This is a genomic window from Rhodococcus sp. P4_B6 (assembly GCF_056402215.1).
Map to the genome: position 1 here is coordinate 32,728 of NZ_JBFUHV010000021.1, position 18,843 is coordinate 51,570.

The 18,843-nt window shown below is 68.9% G+C and carries 11 protein-coding genes; 7 read left to right on the forward strand and 4 right to left on the reverse strand.

Annotated elements, in window-relative coordinates; genetic code table 11:
- Window positions 1-26: 26 nt before the first annotated feature.
- From AC1DWT_RS13260 to AC1DWT_RS13270, 3 genes are read left to right on the forward strand one after another with little or no spacing between them, the layout of a single operon-like run.
- Entirely contained in the window at window positions 27-4,496 is a 4,470-nt protein-coding gene (locus AC1DWT_RS13260) for a condensation domain-containing protein (protein WP_241031666.1), read from the forward strand.
- Complete coding sequence (locus AC1DWT_RS13265; protein ID WP_206013177.1) at window positions 4,493-5,350, forward strand: 3-hydroxyacyl-CoA dehydrogenase family protein; 858 nt, start codon at window positions 4,493-4,495, stop codon at window positions 5,348-5,350. The genes AC1DWT_RS13260 and AC1DWT_RS13265 overlap by 4 nt, the downstream gene beginning before the upstream one ends.
- On the forward strand, window positions 5,337-12,233 hold the full coding sequence (locus tag AC1DWT_RS13270) for an amino acid adenylation domain-containing protein (RefSeq protein ID WP_477920914.1): 6,897 nt from the start codon (window positions 5,337-5,339) through the stop codon (window positions 12,231-12,233). The genes AC1DWT_RS13265 and AC1DWT_RS13270 overlap by 14 nt, the downstream gene beginning before the upstream one ends.
- Here AC1DWT_RS13270 and AC1DWT_RS13275 read toward each other — a convergent pair.
- Window positions 12,189-13,148, reverse strand: a complete 960-nt coding sequence (locus AC1DWT_RS13275) for an alpha/beta hydrolase (RefSeq protein WP_477920915.1) — start codon at window positions 13,146-13,148, stop codon at window positions 12,189-12,191. The two genes, AC1DWT_RS13270 and AC1DWT_RS13275, sit on opposite strands and share 45 nt — an antisense overlap.
- A gap of 92 nt (window positions 13,149-13,240) precedes the next feature.
- Here AC1DWT_RS13275 and AC1DWT_RS13280 point away from each other — a divergent pair, with 92 nt between their 5' ends.
- Window positions 13,241-13,582, forward strand: a complete 342-nt coding sequence (locus AC1DWT_RS13280) for a YidH family protein (protein ID WP_072948522.1) — start codon at window positions 13,241-13,243, stop codon at window positions 13,580-13,582.
- 55 nt (window positions 13,583-13,637) lie between these two features.
- Window positions 13,638-14,645, forward strand: a complete 1,008-nt coding sequence (fgd, locus tag AC1DWT_RS13285; protein WP_206013173.1) for a glucose-6-phosphate dehydrogenase (coenzyme-F420) — start codon at window positions 13,638-13,640, stop codon at window positions 14,643-14,645.
- A 69-nt stretch (window positions 14,646-14,714) separates the two neighbouring features.
- Here fgd and AC1DWT_RS13290 read toward each other — a convergent pair whose 3' ends face one another.
- Window positions 14,715-15,629, reverse strand: a complete 915-nt coding sequence (locus tag AC1DWT_RS13290) for an AurF N-oxygenase family protein (protein WP_072948521.1) — start codon at window positions 15,627-15,629, stop codon at window positions 14,715-14,717.
- A 254-nt stretch (window positions 15,630-15,883) separates the two neighbouring features.
- Between AC1DWT_RS13290 and AC1DWT_RS13295 the strand changes: the two genes are divergently transcribed.
- Window positions 15,884-16,150 carry a hypothetical protein gene (locus AC1DWT_RS13295; protein ID WP_012689119.1) on the forward strand — a complete coding sequence of 89 codons (267 nt, stop codon included), beginning with the start codon at window positions 15,884-15,886 and terminating at the stop codon, window positions 16,148-16,150.
- Between the two features lies 1 nt (window position 16,151).
- Here the strand turns inward: AC1DWT_RS13295 and AC1DWT_RS13300 are convergent, their stop codons facing one another.
- Window positions 16,152-16,814, reverse strand: coding sequence for a CatB-related O-acetyltransferase (locus AC1DWT_RS13300; protein WP_206015975.1), 663 nt, complete (start codon window positions 16,812-16,814; stop codon window positions 16,152-16,154).
- A gap of 148 nt (window positions 16,815-16,962) precedes the next feature.
- Here AC1DWT_RS13300 and AC1DWT_RS13305 point away from each other — a divergent pair, with 148 nt between their 5' ends.
- Window positions 16,963-18,285, forward strand: coding sequence for an HNH endonuclease (locus AC1DWT_RS13305; RefSeq protein WP_206013171.1), 1,323 nt, complete (start codon window positions 16,963-16,965; stop codon window positions 18,283-18,285).
- A gap of 32 nt (window positions 18,286-18,317) precedes the next feature.
- Here AC1DWT_RS13305 and AC1DWT_RS13310 read toward each other — a convergent pair whose 3' ends face one another.
- Complete coding sequence (locus tag AC1DWT_RS13310; protein WP_072948516.1) at window positions 18,318-18,827, reverse strand: nitroreductase/quinone reductase family protein; 510 nt, start codon at window positions 18,825-18,827, stop codon at window positions 18,318-18,320.
- Between the last annotated feature and the right edge of the window lie 16 nt (window positions 18,828-18,843).

Genomic DNA, 18,843 nt, shown 5'->3' on the forward strand with positions numbered 1-18,843 from the left:
CCAGCAGGGAGGAGGCAACCGTGATCATGCGACGTTCCACATCGGTGACCATGCGACATTCCACACCGGGTGACGACGACATCGCCGTGGTCGGCATCGCCGCGCGCTACCCCGAGGCCGCCAACCTGGCGGAATTCCGCGCCAACCTCGCGGCGGGCCGGGATTCGGTGCGTCCCCTGTCGCGGTCCCGGGCCGAGGCGACCGGGCTGGGCCCTCCGTCCCACTACCACCCGATGGGATTCGTCGAGGACATCTCCACGTTCGATTACTCCTACTTCACCCTGTCGAAACGGGAAGCGTCGCTGATCGATCCGCAGCAGCGGCTCGCGCTGGTCCTCGCGTATCAGGCGGTCGAGGACGCCGGCTACTCGGTGACCGATTTCCGGGACAGCGCGACCGCGGTGGTGTTCAGTGCCGCCGCGTCGACGTATCCGGCGATGTGGGCGGAACCGGGTGTGCTGAGCACCCTGGGCAACGTTCCGTTCGCCGTCCCTGCCCGGATCGCGTACCACCTCGGCCTCACCGGACCCTGCTACGCCGTCGATTCGGGATGCAACGGATCGCTCATTGCAGTGCACCACGGCTGCCGGGAGCTGCGGTCGGGTGACGCCGACTTCGCCATCGCCGGCGGAGTGAGCCTGCGCGTGAACGGTATCCGCGCCGACATGGCGGAGGGATCCGCGGAACTGATGTCACCCGGCGCGCGCTGCCGCGCATTCGACGCCAACGCGGACGGCACCGCGGTCGGGGAGGGCGGGGCGGCGCTTCTGCTCACCACGATCGCCCGCGCCCGCGCCGACCGCCTCCCGGTCCACGCCGTGATCCGCGGCACCGCCACGATGTCCAGCGGCCATTCGTCCGCGACCATCAGCTCCCCGAGCGCCCGGGCGCAGGTGGCCGTCATTTCCCGGGCCTGGCAGAACGCGGGCCTCACCCCGGACGACGCCGGGTACCTGGAGGCGCACGGTTCGGGAACCCCGCTCGGCGACGCCGTCGAACTCGAAGGGATCGCGGCCGCTTTCCGGGACCGCCCGGGCGTCCTGCCGATCGGTTCGGTGAAGACCAACATCGGGCACCTCGACCACGCGGCCGGGGTGTCCGGGCTCGTGAAGGCGATCATGGCCGTCGAGCACGGCGAGCTGTACCCGTCGCTGCACTTCGAACACCCCACCGGCGGAGTCGATCTGGCCGGCAGCGGCATCGAGGTGGTCACCGGGGCCCGGACGTGGAGCGACGACACCGGGCCGCGGCGGGCGGGGGTGAGTTCGTTCAGCCTCGGCGGCATCAACGCGCACTGCGTGGTGGAACAGCCACCGGAGCGTGCCGTCACCGTCCGACCCGACACCGGCACCACGCGGCTGGTGGGGGTGTCGGCGAAGAGCGTGGGCGCGCTGGCGACGCTGTGCGCCGAACTGGCAACGGCCGTGCGCGCGTACGACCTCGACGACGTCGCCTTCACCCTCAACCGGGGCCGGCCGCACCACGACCACCGGGTGGCCGTGCAGGCACGCAGCATTGCCGAACTCTCGCGGTCGCTCGCCGTACGTGCCGCGGAAGTCGGCGGCCGCGGCGAGAACCCCGCACCGGCCACTCGTCCGCGCCCGGCCGTGGCGTTGCTGCTGTCACCCGACCGGATGCCTGCCGCGCTGCGAGGCCGGGACCTGCCGCCGGAGCTTCCTGTCACCGGCGACGAGGCGGACCTCCTCGCCGGGCAGATCGCCGTACATGGGGAACTCCGCGCCGCCGGTGTCACCGTCGACGCCGTCCTCAGCGGCGGAGTGTCCCGCTACGCCGCCCGGTACCTGCGGGACCCACTGGCGGCGGTGGACGCCGCCGACCTCGCCGCCGCGGCCGCGAACCCCGCGTTCGACACGGACAGACTCGTCGCCGTCGCACAGGGAATGCTCGCCGACGGACCCGTCGTCTTCGTCGAGCCGAGCCCGGCGGGGCGCCTCGGCGCACTACTCGCCGACGCGCTCCGGGACGCCGACATACTTCGTGCGCCGGACACGTCCGACGCGGTCACGGACCTCCTCGCCGGTCTGTACGAGCGTGGAGTCGACCTCGACTGGACGGCCGTCGACGCGAGCGACGAGTCCGCCTGGCGCGTGCGCCTGCCCGGTCACCCGTTGCGCGGTTCACGGTGCTGGTTCGACCTTCCGGGCAGGCCCTACTGGACGGGCACACCCGACGTTCCTTCGGCGGAGCCGAACCCGGAACCGGTGACGGCGGCACCGGAGGACAGCCTCGACTGGCTGCAGACCACACTGCGCGAGCTGCTCCACACCGAGAGGGACGTCGACGCCGAGGACGACTACTTCGACCTCGGCGGAAACTCGCTCATCGGCATGCAACTCGTCGACCGGGTATCGGACCGGTACGGGGTCCGGCCCAAACTCATCGACCTCTACGAGCGGCCGAAGGTGTCGGACTTCGCCGCCCTCCTGGCCGGCGGCACATCCGCGGCCGGCGGGCTGCCCCCGATCACACCGCGCGGGCGGCACGTGATGTCGTTCGGTCAGGTACGCATGTGGTTCCATCATCAGCTCGACGCCGCCACCACCATCTACAACCTCCCGATGGTCAGCGACCTGCACGGTCCGATCGACGAATCCGCCGTCCGTGGAATGTGGGACGACCTCGCCGCACGGCACCGGGTGCTGCTGTCCAATTACGTCGAGGTCGACGGGGAGCCGGAACTGCGGATTCGCGACTCCCTCGGCGATTTCTTCCGCACCGCCGACGTGTCGGGGGAACCGGATCCGGTGGCCGCGGCCCGGGCACTGGTGCACGAGGCCGCGGCGGCGCCGTTCGACCTGGCCACCGATCCGCTCGTGCGGGCACTGCTCATCAGGCTCGGCCCGGACGAGCACGTCCTGCAGGTCACCACCCACCACTCCGTCAACGACGGGGGTTCGCCGAGGATCTTCGAGCAGGAACTGCCCGCCCTGTACGCGGCCCGCCGCGCCGGTCGCCCCGCCGACCTCGCGCCGCTCCCCGTCCAGTACTGGGACTACGCCCTGTGGCAGCGGGAGCTGATCGCGAGCGCCGCGCTCGACGGCGAACTCGACTACTGGAAAACAGTGCTCGACGACGTTCCGCTGCTGCGGCTGCCCACCGACTTCCCGCGCCCGGAGCGGAAGAACTTCACCGGGGCGTTCCACACGTTCACCGTCTCCGAAGAACTGACCCGGAGCCTGCGGGACGTGGCGCGGCGGGAGTCCGTGTCGCTGTTCGTGGTGCTGCTGTCCGCGTTCTACCTCCTCATGGCGAGCCGCAGCCGCCAGCGCGACCTCGTGGTCGGGACGCCGACGACCGGACGCAACCGGCCGGAACTGTCCGGCATGATCGGGTACTTCAACAGCACGGTGGCCCTGCGCGCCGACCTGTCCGGGGAACCGAGCATCTCGGAACTGTGCGTACGGGTGCGGGACGTCGTGCTCGGTGCCCTCGAACACCAGGAGATCCCGTTCGACCGCGTCGTCACCGCACTCACCGGCGACCGCGACCTCAGCCGGACACCACTGTTCGACGTCTGCCACGTCCACCAGGAACTGCCGGCGCTGCAGTCGCAGCACGGACTCACCGAGACGCTGTTCGACCAGGACGACCCCGCCGCCATCGCGTTCGGCGGGGTGCCGTCCGGCACGGCCAAATTCGACCTCACCCTCGTCACCACGGAACGGGGCGGCGAGGACGACATGGCCGCGGGACTCGAGTTCAGCACGGAACTGTTCACCGAACAGACCGCCGCCGGGCTGTGCGACGAATACGTCCGCATCCTGGAGGGAATCGTGGGATCGTCTCGCACGCAGACGATTTCGGTGTTCCTCACAGACTCGTCACCGGCACCTGCGACTGCATCGCCTGTTCCGCTTTCGGTTGCGCCACCACTGGTCCCGGCCGACCGGCCCCGGCAGCCCGCCGACGGCGCCGTACCGCCGATCTATTCCGTGGCACGGGTGACGGCGACGCTCGACGGATACCCGGACCTCCCGGAACTGCTCGCCGCCTGGCTCACCCTGCTCGCCTGGTACACCGCGCAGGACGAGGTGGCGGTGGCCGCGCTCGCGCAGCCGGGGGCGACGCCGCGGATCGTGGCCGTGGACCTGTCCGCGGAACCCACCTACCCGGAACTGGTGGAGACCGTGCACCGCGAGTTGTCTTCGGACCGCGGCGCGGTAGACCCGGCGGCGCAGCACTTCCCGGTGCGCTGCGACGGCGAACGCGCAGGCGGCGACGTCCTGGCGGACCGGTCACCCGTCGAACTCGGGCTGTCGTGGACCCGCGGTCCATCGGCGCTCACCCTCCAACTCGACTACGCCACCGACCTGTTCGACGCGAGCACCGTCGGAGCGATGCTCACCGACCTCCGCCGGCTGCACGCCGGACTGGTGGCTCACCCCGACCTGCCCACCCAGGAGGTGGCGATGGAATACGTGCATCAGGACGACACCGGCTTCACCACCGGCTTCACCTCGGGGGCAGTGCGATGAGCGGAAATGCACTGAGCATCGGTGTGGTGGGGGCGGGAACCATGGGCGCCGGGGTGGCCGAAAGTCTGGCTCGGGCCGGCCACGACGTCACCGTCGTCGACTCCGACCAGCAGGCCGTCGAACAGGCCCGGTCCCGGATGCGCGACTCGCTGCGGCTGGCGATACTCCTCGGCCGGACCGGCGGTCCGAAACCCGCCGAGGTCACCGCGCGGGTGCACTGGACGGGGCAGCTCACCGATCTGTGCGACGTCGCCGTCGTCATCGAGTGCGTCCCCGAGCGAATCGACCTCAAGGAGAAGATATTCGCCGAACTCGACCGGGTCTGCGCACCCGGCGCCCTCCTCGCGTCGTGCACGTCGGGCATCCCCGTCGACCGGCTCGCGGCGAGCACCACCAGGCCGGAACAGGTGGTCGGGCTGCATTTCATGAATCCGGCACCGCTCAAGGACACCGTCGAGGTGGTGCGGGGCCCGCGGACGTCGCCGCAGTCGCTGGACCGTGCGCTGGCTCTCCTCACCTCATTGGGAAAGACCGGCATCGTCGTCGGTGACGGCCCCGGATTCCTGCTGAACCGGGTCCTCATGCTCTGCATCGCCGAGGCGGCGGCCGCCGTCGGCGACGGCATCGCCGACGCGGAGACCGCCGACACGTTGTTCGAAGGCTGCCTCGGCCACCCGATGGGACCGCTGCGGACCGCCGACCTGATCGGCCTGGACAACGTCCACGACACGATGACCGCGCTACGCGAGCTGACCGGCGACGACCACTACCGCCCGCCCGCGACGCTCGTCGCCCTGGTCGAGGCCGGGCACCTGGGGCGCAAGACCGGACGGGGATTCCATGAGTACCGGTGAGGTGCTGCCCCTCACCTACGACCAGATCGCGGTACTCCGCGCCGACCTCGCCGACAACACGTTCGGCCAGTACCTCGAACTCGAGGGCCCACTCGGCGAAGACCGGTTCTGCCGCGCACTGCACCGGAYACTGTCCGAATGCCATGGCCTGCATGCCACATTCGTCCTCGACGGCCCCGAGCCCGGACAGATCGCCGGAACCGCGGTCACCGGTCCCGACGTCCTCGACGTCACCGGCCCCGGACTGCTCGCCACGACGTGGATCGACCGGGAACTGGCCCGTCCGATGGACCCCGCCGCCGGGCCGCTGTACGTACACGTCCTGTTCCGGCTACCGCACGGCCGATACGGCTGGTTCCAGCGCTACCACCGCCTGGTCAACGACGAGCCGGGCATGGCGGCGATCGTCCGCCGCACCGCCGAGGCCTATGAGTCGGGTGAGGCGGCGCCGACCGCGCCGCCGGAGACCCTGTCGTTCGCGGCGCCCATCATCCAGCTGACATCCGATGCCCGGTACCGCGAGAGCGACGCCTGGGCGGACGACAGGCACTACTGGGAGCAGTTGTCGGCCGGAGCGGCGCGACAGGAGATCCCACCCGGTCCGGAGGGCAAGCGCCGCGTCACCATTCCCGCCGACGGCACCCTCGTGCGGCTCGCGCGCCGCAGCGGCGGCGGCCCGGCAGCCGTCCTGCTCGCCGCGCTGGCGGTCTACGCCCACAGCCGCACCGGCATCGACGACGTGGTGATCGGACACCGGGAGCACGGCTCCACGACACCCGTGCGACTCACCCTCACACCGGATCTGACGTTCGACACACTGACCCGGCACGTGGGCCTGCAACTCCGCAGATCCCGCAGACACCGGTTCCTCGCCTCCGAAGACGGTGCGGGAGAACCGTGGTCGGTGACGGGCGGAATGCGCGAACCCCTCGGTGTCGAGCGCATCGGGGAGAGTGCCGTCGCCGTCGTGCAGCGGTGGCACTGCGCCGGCAACGGAGCGTTCGTGGAACTCGAGGACCGGGACGGCACCTGGGTCGTCGACGTGCACGGCCCGGCCGACGCCCAGGAGTTCGCCCGAATCCTCACCGCCGCAGCCGCGGATCCGGGTGTGGGTGTGGGTGGGGTGGGTGTGTGGGGGTCGGGTGTGGGGTTGGTGTGTGGTGTGTCGGGTGTGGGGGTGCGGTTGTTGCCGGAGATTTTGGCGGGGGGTGTGGTGGCGGGTGGGGGTGGGGTGGCGGTGTCGTGTGGGGGTGTGGAGTTGTCGTATGGGGAGTTGGATGGGTGGTCGAATCGGTTGGCGCGGGTGTTGATTGGTTGTGGGGTGGGTCCGGAGGTGGTGGTGGGGGTGGTGGTGCCGCGGTCGGTGGAGTTGGTGGTGGCGGTGTGGGCGGTGGTGAAGTCGGGGGGTGTGTTTGTGCCGGTGGATGTGGGGTTGCCGGTGGGGCGGGTGCGGGAGGTGTTGGTGGATTCGGGTGCGGTGGTGGGGTTGTCGGTGTCGGGGGTGGTGGTGCCGGGGGTGGTGGAGTGGTTGCGGGTTGATGATGTGTCGGTGGTGGAGGGGGTGTCGGATGGGGTGGTGTCGGAGGGGGAGCGGTTGGGTGGGTTGGGGGTGGGGAATGCGGCGTATGTGATGTATACGTCGGGGTCGACGGGGCGTCCGAAGGGGGTGGTGGTGTCGCATGGGGGGTTGGCGAATTTGGTGGAGGAGGTGCGGGTTCGGTTTGGGTTGTGGTCGGGGTGTCGGGTGTCGCATGTGGCGTCGCCGGGTTTTGATGCGGCGGTGTACGAGTGGTTGATGGCGTTTTCGGTGGGGGCGTGTTTGGTGGTGGCGCCGCCGGGGGTGTTCGGGGGTGCGGTGTTGGGGGAGTGGTTGGAGGTGGAGGGGGTGTCGCATTGTTTTGTGACGCCGTCGGTGTTGGGTTCGGTGGAGGGGTCGTTGGGGTCGGTGCGGGTGTTGGTGGTGGCGGGGGAGGTGTGTGGTCCGGAGTTGGTGGAGCGGTGGGGTGTGGGTCGGGAGTTGTTCGATGCGTATGGGCCGACCGAGGTGACGGTGCAGGCGACGGTGAGTGGTGCGTTGGTGCCGGGGGGTGTGGTGACGGTGGGTGGTCCGGGGGTGGGTGTTGAGGTGGTGGTGTTGGATTCGTGGTTGCGGCCGGTGCCGGTGGGGGTGGTGGGGGAGTTGTATGTGGGGGGTGTGGGGTTGGCGCGGGGGTATCACGGGTTGGTGGGGTTGACGGCGGCGTCGTTTGTGGCGAGTCCGTTTGGGGTGGGGGCGCGGTTGTATCGGACGGGGGATTTGGTGCGGTGGGATGGGTTGGGGTCGTTGGTGTTTGTGGGGCGGGCTGATTTTCAGGTGAAGGTGCGGGGGCAGCGGGTGGAGTTGGGGGAGGTGGAGTCGGTGTTGGTGTCGTGTCCGGGGGTGGGTGCGGCTGTGGTGGTGGTGGGTTCGGGTGGTGGGTTGGTGGGGTATGTGGTGCCGGAGGTGGGGGTTCGGGTGGATTCGGGTGCGGTGGTGGAGTTTGCGGGGTCGGTGTTGCCGGGTTTTATGGTGCCGTCGGTGGTGGTGGTGTTGGGGGAGTTGCCGGTGACGGCGTCGGGGAAGGTGGACCGTGCCGCACTACCCGCACCCGAGGCTCCGGTGCGGATGTTCCGGGCGCCGGCCACGCCGTTCGAGGCCGTCGTCGCCGACGTGTTCGGTGAGGTCCTCGGCGTCGACCGCGTCGGGGCCGAAGACCACTTCTTCCGTCTGGGGGGAGATTCGCTGTCCGCCACCCGTGTGGTCGCCCGCGTCGACGCGGCTCTCGGCGTCGACGTCGGCGTGCACGCCCTGTTCGAGGCGCCGACCGTGGCGGAGTTCGCGGAACGCGCGGCGAAGGCCGGTGCGCCGACACACCGGCCGGAACTGCGGGCGGCGCCGCGACCCGCGCGAATTCCGCTGTCCCTGGCCCAGACCCGCATGTGGTTCCTCAACCAGTTCGATACCTCCTCGCCTGCCTACAACATCGCCATGGCGTTCCGCCTCACCGGCGCACTCGACCTCGACGCCCTGCACGCCGCGGTGTCCGACGTGGTGCGACGCCACGAGACGCTCCGCACCCGGTTCCCGATGGCCGGCGAAGAACCGGTGCAGGTGATCGTGCCCGCCGCCGATGCGGTTCCGGACCTGCCCGTCACTACGGTGTCCAGCGAGGCGGAGTTGCGGGAGCTGCTGTCGGCGGCGGTCGCGCAGGGATTCGACGTCACGGAACAGATTCCGTTGCGGGCGGACGTGTTCGAGACCTCCGGCACCGACCGGACGCTGCTCGTGGTGGTCCATCACATCGTCGCGGACGGAGTGTCGATGGTCCCGCTCGCGCGCGACGTGACGACGGCCTACACCGCCCGGTCGGCCGGGCACGCCCCCGACTGGCCACCGACCACGGTCCAGTACGCCGATTTCACGCTCTGGCAGCGCCGACTCCTCGGCTCGGAAGACGATCCGCAGTCACTGGTGTCGCAGCAATTGGACTACTGGCGCAGCACACTGGCCGGGCTCCCCGCCGCGCTGGACCTGCCCGCCGACCGCCCGCGGTCGCTGCAACGCACACCGGACGGGAGCCGGGTCGGGTTCGAGATCGACGCCGACCTGCATCGCCGGCTGCTGGCGACGGCGTCCACGCACCAGTCGACGGTGTTCATGGTCGCGCACGCCGCCCTGGCCGCGTTCCTCGCGAGAATGTCCGGCACCGGGGACATCGCCGTCGGCACCCCCGTCGCCGGACGCGGCGAGGCCGCACTCGACGACGTCGTCGGAATGTTCGTCAACACCGTCGTCCTGCGGACCGTCGTGTCCGACGCGGACCGGTTCTCCGACCTGCTCGACCAGGTACGCGACGTCGACCTCGGTGCGTACGCGCACGCGGAGGTGCCGTTCGAGAAGGTCGTGGAAGCACTCGATCCGCCCCGCTCCACGGCGCATTCACCGCTGTTCCAGGTGCTGCTCGAATTCCAGAACGTCCAGCGCCCCGACCTCTCGCTGCCGGGCGTCGAGGTGCGCGGCATCGACCTCGGTGCCACGATCGCCCGGTTCGACCTGCAGCTGACACTGGCCGAGGAGTACACGGACGACGGAACGCCGGCCGGCATCACCGCCGGTTTCGCCTACGCCACCGACCTTTTCGACGCCGACACCGTCGCAGGCCTGGCAGACCGGTTCGTCCGGATGCTCGATGCGACCGTATCCGATTCGTCGATCCGGGTCGGCGACCTCGAGATCCTGGACGCCCTCGAACGGGACGAACTCGTACCGATGCGCGGCTTCCCCGCGGTCGCGGAACGCAGGCTTCCCGACGTCCTCACCGCGGGCGCCGCGCTCGCACCGGGCGCGACCGCGGTGTCGTGCGAAGGCGTCACGCTGTCGTACCGGGAACTCGACGAGCAGTCGAACCGGCTGGCCAGGGCGCTGATCGACCGCGGCGCCGGTCCGGACGCCTTCGTCGCGATCGGGGTGCCCCGGTCGATCGACTGGGTGCTGTCGGTGTGGGCGGTCGCGAAATCGGGGGCGGCCTACGTGCCGGTGGACCCCGCCCTGCCGCCCGCGCGCACCGGCGGCATGCTCGAAGATTCGGGTGCGATGCTCGGGCTGACGGTGACCGCGCACCGCGACCGGCTGCCCGGGGTGGTGCCGTGGCTGCTGCTCGACGATCCCGACGTCGTGAACGGATATTCCGGCGACGCGGTGACCGACGCCGACCGTCTGCGTCCGCTGAGAGTCGAGCACGCCGCGTTCCTGCTCTACACGTCGGGGTCGACGGGAACACCGAAGGGCGTCGTGCTCACACACGGCGGCATCGCGAATCTCGCTGTCGAGGAACGGGAACGGTTCGCGTCGATGCACGGGGCGCGGGTGTCGCACCTGGCGTCGCCGAGCTTCGACGCGTCCCTGTTCGAACTGCTGATGGCGTTCGCCGTCGGCGCGACGCTGGTGGTCGTGCCCCCGACGGTGCTCGGGGGACGGGAACTGGCCGAACTCCTCGCGAGCGAGCACGTCTCGCACGCGTTCTTCACCCCCACCATCCTCGACACCCTCCGCCCCGAGGATCTGCCGTCACTGCGGATTCTCGCCGTCGCGGGCGAACGGTTCCCACCCGAGATCGCCGACCGCTGGACCCCGGGACGGTTCGTCTTCAACGGATACGGACCCACCGAGGCGACGGTGCAGACCACGATCAGCGAGGTGCTGTCGCCCGACGAATCGGTGAACGTCGGCGGTCCGGGGCGGGGCGTCGACGTGATCGTGGTCAACACCTGGTTGCAGCCCGTCCCGGTGGGGGTGATCGGAGAACTGTACGTCGCGGGACCGGGGCTGGCACGCGGCTACCACCGGCGTCCGGCGCTCACGGGTGCGTCCTTCGTCGCGAATCCGTTCGGCGAAGCGGGCTCCCGCATGTACCGCACCGGCGACCTCGTGCGGTGGACGGAGATCGGGCGGCTGGAGTATGTGGGACGCAACGACTTCCAGGTGAAGATCCGCGGACAGCGGGTGGAGTTGGGCGAGATCGAATCGGTGCTGTCCCGCTGCTACGGCGTCGGCCGGGCGGCGGTCGCCGTGCACAGCGGCACCGGCGACCGGCTGGTGGGATACGTGACGGCGGAGCCCGGCGCGAGCATCGACACCGCCGAGGTGCTCCGGTACGCCGGGTCGCATCTCGCGCCGTACATGGTGCCCACCCAGCTGGTGGTCCTCGACCGGCTGCCCGTCGGCCGCACCGGCAAGCTGGACCGCCGGGCGCTCCCCGCCCCCGTGCTCGCGCCCCGGGAGTTCCGGGCACCGGCCACCCCGGTGGAGGAGGTCGTCGCGGAGGTCTTCGCCGACGTGCTCGGCATCGACCGTGTCGGGGCCGACGACGACTTCTTCGAACTCGGCGGCAACTCGCTCGTCGCGACCCGGGTGGCGTCCGCGCTCCGGGACCGGCTCGGCACCGACGTCGTCCTGCAGTGGATCTTCCGCAACCCGACCCCGGAGGGCCTCGCCCGCCGGATCGTCGACCCGTCGGTGCTCGGAAGCATGCCGGCCGACGACGTGCTGAACGTCGTCGTCCCGCTCCGGGCGTCCGGCGCGCAACCCGCCCTCTTCTGTGTGCACCCGGCGGGCGGACTCGCGCTGGGCTACGCCGGACTGATCGGGCACCTCTCGCCCGACCGTCCGGTGTACGGGCTGCAACTGCCGATCCTCAGCGGCGGAACGACGTTCGAGTCGATGGAACAACTCGCTCACCGATACGTGGTCGAGATGCGTGCCGTCCAGCCCCGGGGGCCGTACCACCTGCTCGGCTGGTCGCTCGGCGGTGTCATCGCCCAGGCGATTGCCGTGGAACTCCGTGAGTCGGGCGCCGAGGTCGGCACCCTCGCGATGATGGACAGCTACGTCGCGGAGGGCGAAAACTTCGGTGACCTCGAAGTGAACGCCGAGGAGTGGTTGCACGGGCTGGGCGTCGAATTCGAGGGCAGCGACGACGCCGGCACGTCGTACCGCGAGCAACTGCTCGAGATGCTCGGACGCTCGTTCGGCCGGGACCCGGCGTTCGCGTCGACCCTCCTCGCTCGCATCAGCACCGGGCTGGAGAACTCGAAGCAGATCTCCACCGGACACCGCCCGCGCGTGTTCGACGGCGACCTGCTGTTCTTCAGCGCCGCGCAATCCGCCGAAGGGGAAGAAGGCGAACGGCCGTCGCCGGGCGTCTGGCAGCCCGCGATCACCGGTGTCATCGTCGAGAACAAGGTGGACTGCGACCATCTGCGGATGACCACACCGCAAGCCCTCGCGGTGATCGGACCGATCCTGGAGAACTCCCTGGGGTCAGGCCCCGATCGCTCTGCCGATGACGGGCCAGGACTCCCGTAGCTCCGTCTCGAACAGCCCCCACGAATGGGTGYCCTGCGAGAGATACGCGAACGTCGCCGGAATCCCCAGCGAGTGCAATCGCGACTGGAACGCGACCGCACACACGTTGGTCACCATCTCGACCGCGCTGCCGCCGATCGTCTGCGGCACCACCAGCACCGGGTCGTGGTTGTCGATGCCGCCCGGAAGTCCGTTGCCGCTCGAGACGAACAACTCTGTGCCGCGCAGACGTTCGGCGTTCACCATCGGATCGTGCACCCGCCACTGTGGGTCCACAGCAGAGCCCCACATGTTGGTCGCGTTGCCGCCGCCCCGCAATTCCACCATCGACCGCACCATCGCCTGGCCGAGCAGTCCACTCGTCGCGGCGCAACCGCTGTACGAGCCGACGGCCCGGTAGAACCCCGGAGCCTGGACCGCGAGGTCGAGCACCGCGCCGCCAGCCATCGACACCCCGCCGATGGCGTTCGCCCCGGTGGTCGCGAACCGGCCGTCGATCGCGGCGGGAAGTTCGCTCGTCAGGTACGTCTGCCACTTGTTCCTGCCGAGGACCGGGTCGTCGGCATCCCAGTCGGTGTACATGCTGTACTGCCCGCCGATCGGCATTACCACGTTGACGTGCTTGTCGGCGAAGAAGTCCCGCACACCGGTGTTGTTGAACCACGAGATCCCATCCGAGCCGCCGCCGATGCCGGTGAGGAGGTAGAACGTGGGCGCCGGACCTGCCGACGCCGGAGAGATCACGTCGTTGGCCACCCACCGGCCCATCGACTCCGAATAGACGTCCACCCTGGTGATGCGCGGCTCCGCCGAAGCAGGCGACGGTCCGAGCGCCGCCCACGCGGAGAAGACCAGCAGCATCACCGCCGCAACACGCAGAGAGATCGCGGATCGCAGAGCTTCGAACGGTCGCATGGACGCCCCCTGGCTGTGGCCTGCCCTTCCAATCTAGGACTGCGGGGTACCTGCTTGGTGCGGTTCCCGTGAACCGGTGTAAAGATGATTCGGTGACCGACAACGACCGGCCCGACGAACGTTTCACGCTCGCAAGCGAGCGGACGTTCCTCGCCTGGATGCGGAGTTCACTCGCACTCCTGGCCGGTGGCATCGCGATGATCCACCTGGTCCCCGAATTCAGCACCGGATGGGTGCGGACGACCCTAGGACTGATCCTGATCGGCCTCGCCGCCGCCGCGGCCCTCGTCGGGATGCGGCGGTGGTCGCAGGTCGAGAGGGCGCTGCGCGACGGCGCACCGATGCCGCCGCCCCACGAGTTGTGGTTGTTCGCGGTGACCCTGACGGTGGTGGCACTGGGAGCGGCGCTCGCCAGCCTGGTGGCCGCGCTCTAACCTGCAGAAGAGGTTTGCATCTCGCGAACCGGACGTGAAGACGAAGGAGTACACGGTGGCCCACGAACTCAAGCTCGGTTACAAGGCGTCCGCGGAACAGTTCGGTCCGCGGGAGTTGGTGGAGCTGGGTGTGCTGGCGGAGCGGCACGGGATGGATTCGGCGACGGTGTCGGATCATTTTCAGCCGTGGCGGCACGAGGGTGGTCATGCGCCGTTCTCGCTGGCGTGGATGACGGCGGTGGGGGAGCGGACGGAGCGGCTGCAGTTGGGGACGTCGGTGATGACGCCGACGTTCCGGTACAACCCGGCGGTGGTGGCGCAGGCGTTCGCCACGATGGGTTGTCTGTATCCGGGGCGGATCATGCTCGGTGTCGGTACCGGCGAGGCGCTCAACGAGATCGCGACCGGTTTTGCCGGGGAGTGGCCGGAATTCAAGGAGCGGTTCGCGCGCCTGCGGGAAGCGGTCCGGCTGATGCGGGAACTCTGGCTCGGTGACCGGGTCGATTTCGAGGGCGACTACTTCAACACCAAGGGGGCGTCGATCTACGACGTGCCCGAGGGCGGGATCCCGGTGTACATCGCCGCGGGTGGTCCGGTGGTGGCCCGGTACGCCGGTCGCAGTGGTGACGGGTTCATCTGCACGTCGGGCAAGGGCATGGAGTTGTACACGGAGAAGTTGATGCCTGCGGTCGCGGAGGGGGCGGCCAAGGCGGAGCGGGATGTCGCGGAGATCGACAAGATGATCGAGATCAAGATTTCGTACGACACGGATCCGGAGTTGGCGCTCGAGAACACGCGGTTCTGGGCGCCGTTGTCGTTGACGCCGGAGCAGAAGCATTCGATCGAGGATCCGATCGAGATGGAGAAGGCGGCGGATGCGTTGCCGATCGAGCAGGTGGCGAAGCGGTGGATCGTGGCGTCGGATCCGGACGAGGCGGTGGCGCAGATCCGCCCGTACCTCGACGCCGGGTTGAACCACCTCGTGTTCCACGCCCCCGGGCACGATCAGAAGCGGTTCCTGGAACTCTTCGAGCGCGATCTCGCGCCCCGGCTGCGGGGGTAGGCGGCTCCGCCGCCCGTGCGTGGTTGACGAGCGCAGGGACTCGTTAGCCACTCACGGGCCCGAAGGGCCTCAGAGCATGTTCACGCGCTTGTAGAGCCGCCGGGAAGGACCGCCCAGCAGATCGGCCTCGTCCAGGAACCGCATGAGCGGCTGCGAACTCTCCCGGATCTTCTCGGCCCGGAACCGGTTTTTCTTCGCCTCGCGCACCGCGCGTTCGGTGTCGAGGCCGGCTGCCGCGTAGACGGCCGGGTTGATCATGCTGGAGACGATCAGGTTCGACGCGATCGCGATGCAGGCGCGGCTCGCCGCGCGGTGCACCCTGCTCATGCCCTCGGCCCGTCGCAGGGTCTCCTCCCGGGCGAAGCGCATGTGCCGGGCCTCTTCGACCACGTGAATCTTGCTGGTGACGCGGACGATCGGCTGGACGCGGGTGTCCTTCATCCAGTCGCGCTGCATCACGTCGAGGATCTCCTCGGCGACGAGAATGCCGGCGTACGCGACCTCCCCCGACGCGAGCGCCTTGAATCCGCGCCCCAGCGTGACCACCGACTTGCGCGGAACGTAGGAGGGGCATCCGAACTTCTCGGCGGTGCGCGCGAACATCACGGAGTGCCTGCATTCGTCGGCCACCTCCGTCAGCGCGAACTGGAAATGCGCCTGTGAGGCGTCCTTGGCGTACATGTCCCGGATGACCATCTGCTGGAGAATCATCTCGAACCAGATTCCGGTGCCCATGATCGACGACACCTCGTGCTTCGTCAGCGTGATCTGCTGCGCGAACGTCATCTCGTCCCACATCGGCGTGCCGTACAGCGAGGACCACTCGGGAGTGAGGCCGTACAGGTCGTCGGGGACGGGCGCGTCCCAGTCCACCTCGACCGTCGGGTCGTACGACATGCGTGCGGAGGACTGGAGAAGCCGGGCGCCGGTGTCCTGGCGATCCGTGATCTTCGGATTGCGGATAGCGAGCGTCGAGCGTGCCATGAGATCCCTCCATGTCAGTGTAACCAGCAGTTACATCTAATCATGGCGGAGGGTTCTCTTGACGTCAATGGCTCTTGTGTACAAATGATGGACAACTGTCGCGTGGTTCTTCGGGAGTCAAGGCCTCGGTGATGATCCCCACAACTCCGACTCGGGGCTTGCTCAAAATTTGCCGATCGTCTGTAGTGAGTTCTCGGCAGCGGGCCCGGATGATCCCTTGCCTGGCACCACCCGGCAGAAAGTGGAATGAACCCATGTCTGATCAGAAGAGTGCCGCACAGCCCCACAGTGCCGATGTCGTCGTCGGTGCTCGCGTTCGCGTCCGCCGCGACGCCGACGCTCCCGCGCCGGGCGTCGTGATCGAGGATTTCGCGGACCTGTCCCAGTCCGAGGGACTCCTCGGGCGCGATTGGGCGCCCGTGCACCGCTGGGCCGTCGCCCTCGACGACGGACGCCTCGTCTTCGCCGACGACGGCGAACTCGACCTCGACACCGAGTCGCCCAAAGCTGCGTGCGGCTGATTCAGCCGAGTCCGTCGGCGATCTCCTGAAGTTGCTCGACAGTACCTGCGGCGATCGTTCGCACCTGTTCGGTGATGACGGAGATCGGCCAGTCCCACCACGCGATGCGCACCAGCGCGGCGATCTCGGATTCCGAATAGCGGTCCTTGATGTGGACGGCCGGATTCCCGCCCACGACGGCATAGTCCGGCACCGATCGCGTCACCACCGAACCGGTCGACACGATCGCGCCGTGCCCGATGCGCACGCCGGGCATGATCGTCGCGTTGCCCCCGATCCACACGTCGTTGCCGACGACCGTGTCGCCGCGGGACGGTAGATCCGCGAGCAGATCGGCATGCTCGGCCCACGCGCCTCCCATGATCGGAAAGGGGAAGGTCGAGACGCCGCTCATCCGATGGTTCGCGCCGTTCATGATGAACGTCGTCCCCGTCGCGAACGCGCAGAACATTCCGATGATCAATCGATCCGGACCGTAGTGGTGCAGGACATTTCGCGTCTCGAACTCGTCCGCGAACTCGGGATCGTCGTAATAGCTGTACTCCCCGACCTCGATCAGCGGGTTGTCGATCAGGGGTTTGAGCAGGACTACCCTGGGCTGACCCGAAACGGGGTGCAGTGTCATCGGATCCGGTGCGGCACTCGTGGGCAACTGCTTCTCCATTCCTTGGCGCAGGCGTGCGCGACCTCCTGTATAGCGCCGTGTGGCGCTGCGCTGCACGCGGTTTACGGCGGATTCGGCTATTGCCATGAGTTATGGGTGATTGCTAGAGTCGAACAAAGTTTCGAACAACCTCGGGGGAGGGCTGGTCGTGGGGGATGTGGTTGCACCGGATCTGGAGGAGTTGCGGGCGTTCACGGCGCGGTTGCGGTGTGTCGGGCCGTGTGGTGAGGCGGGGTTGGGCATCGAGTGGCTCGACGCGGTGGAGGCGCTGAAGTCGGTGGGGTGTGCGGTGCAGGCGGTGGTCACCGACGATGTCGCCACCTGCATGCGGGAGGACCGCAAGGTTCGGGGGTTGCCGCGGGCGGAGTGGGACCGCGGTATCGCCTCACAGATCGCGTTGGCGCGCAGGGAGTCCCCGAACCGCGGCGGCCGGCATCTGGGGTTCGCTCGGGCGGTGGTGCACGAGATGCCGCACACGTTGGCGTTGTTGCGGTCCGGTCGGTTGAACGAGTGGCGTGCCACCCTCCTGGTGGGGGAAACAGCCGGTCTGTCGGCGGCGGATCGTGCGGTGGTGGATCGCCGGTTGTGTTCGGACCCGGACATTCTCGACGGGGTCGGGGACCGCGGCCTGGTCGCGAAGGCGAAGGCCCTGGCGGTGGAACTGGATGCGGCCGCGGTCGTGGCCCGGTACCGCAAGGCGGTCTCGGAGCGGCGGGTCACGACACGGCCGGCGCCGGATTCGATGGCGTATCTGAGTGTGCTGCTGCCGATGGAACAGGCCGTCTGCCTACATGCCACATTGGGGCGCGACGCGGACAGTCTCATCGCCACCGGGAACAGCGGTGGCCGCACTCGGAATCAGGTGATGGCGGATCTGTTGTTCGACCGCGGCACCGGGGCATCGGTGACCTCGGGGGTGCCGGTGGCGGTGAACCTGGTGATCTCCGACGAAACACTGCTGGCGGGTGAGAGCGAGGCGGCGGACCTGGTGGGGTTCGGGCCGGTGCCGGCGGGGATCGCCCGGAAACTGGTGGCGGACGCCCTTGAGGGGGAGACCGAAACCACGTTGCGGTTGATTTACTCGTGCCCGGTGTCGGGGTCGTTGACGGCGATGGAATCGCAGGCGCGGACGTTCCCGAAAAGCTTGCGGAAGTTGATCGATCTCCGGGACCGGACGTGCCGGACGCCGTGGTGTGATGCGCCGATCCGCCATCATGATCACATTCTCTCGCGCCGCAAGAAGGGTGCCACCACGGCAGATAATGGGGCCGGGTTGTGTGCGGCCTGCAATTACGCGAAGGAGGGCGACGGCTGGACCGCGCGCCCCGTCGGTAGGCATGGCCGAACGCATCTCTTCGACCTCGGCACTCCGACGGGGCACCATTACCGGTCCGCGGCCCCGCGCCTCCCGTCCGCGGCACGACGGTCGGAGATCGAAGCGATCCTCATCGCGCATCTGCGAGCGTCATGAGTTCGAACCGGGGCGCGGCCGCGCGGAACGTCTCACGCGGCGGTGAGTGCGAACACCCGCATCGTGCGGTTCGTTCGGTGCTCGTAGACGCCGTAGACGCGCACCATCTCGTCGAATTCGCGATAGATCCGCGTCCGCTCCGGTTCCGCGAGCAGGGTTGCGGTGACGGGGATGTCCTTCCCGCCGATGGTGACCTTCGCGTTCGGCTGGGCGAGGAGGTTCGCCGACCACGCCGGGTGGTGATCCTGCCCGAAGTTGCTGCCCACGACGAAGATCTGCTGTCCTTCGCGGTAGTACAGGAGTGGGCTCGTCCGCGGCGCGCCCGATTTCCGACCCGTGGTGGTCAGCAGGACCACCGGTGCGGCGATCGGGCCGAGGATCGTGAAGCGTCCCCTGCTCTTCTGCAGGAGCAGGCGATCCACTCCGGCGAGGTTCCGGATCACCCACGATCCGGGTCGGGTGGCGGCAAACGTAGCGGCGGGTTCGCGRAGGAAACTGGTCTCGCTGCCCCATCGGACGTCGGGGAAGGGTGATTCGGCCATACGCCATCTGACCGTC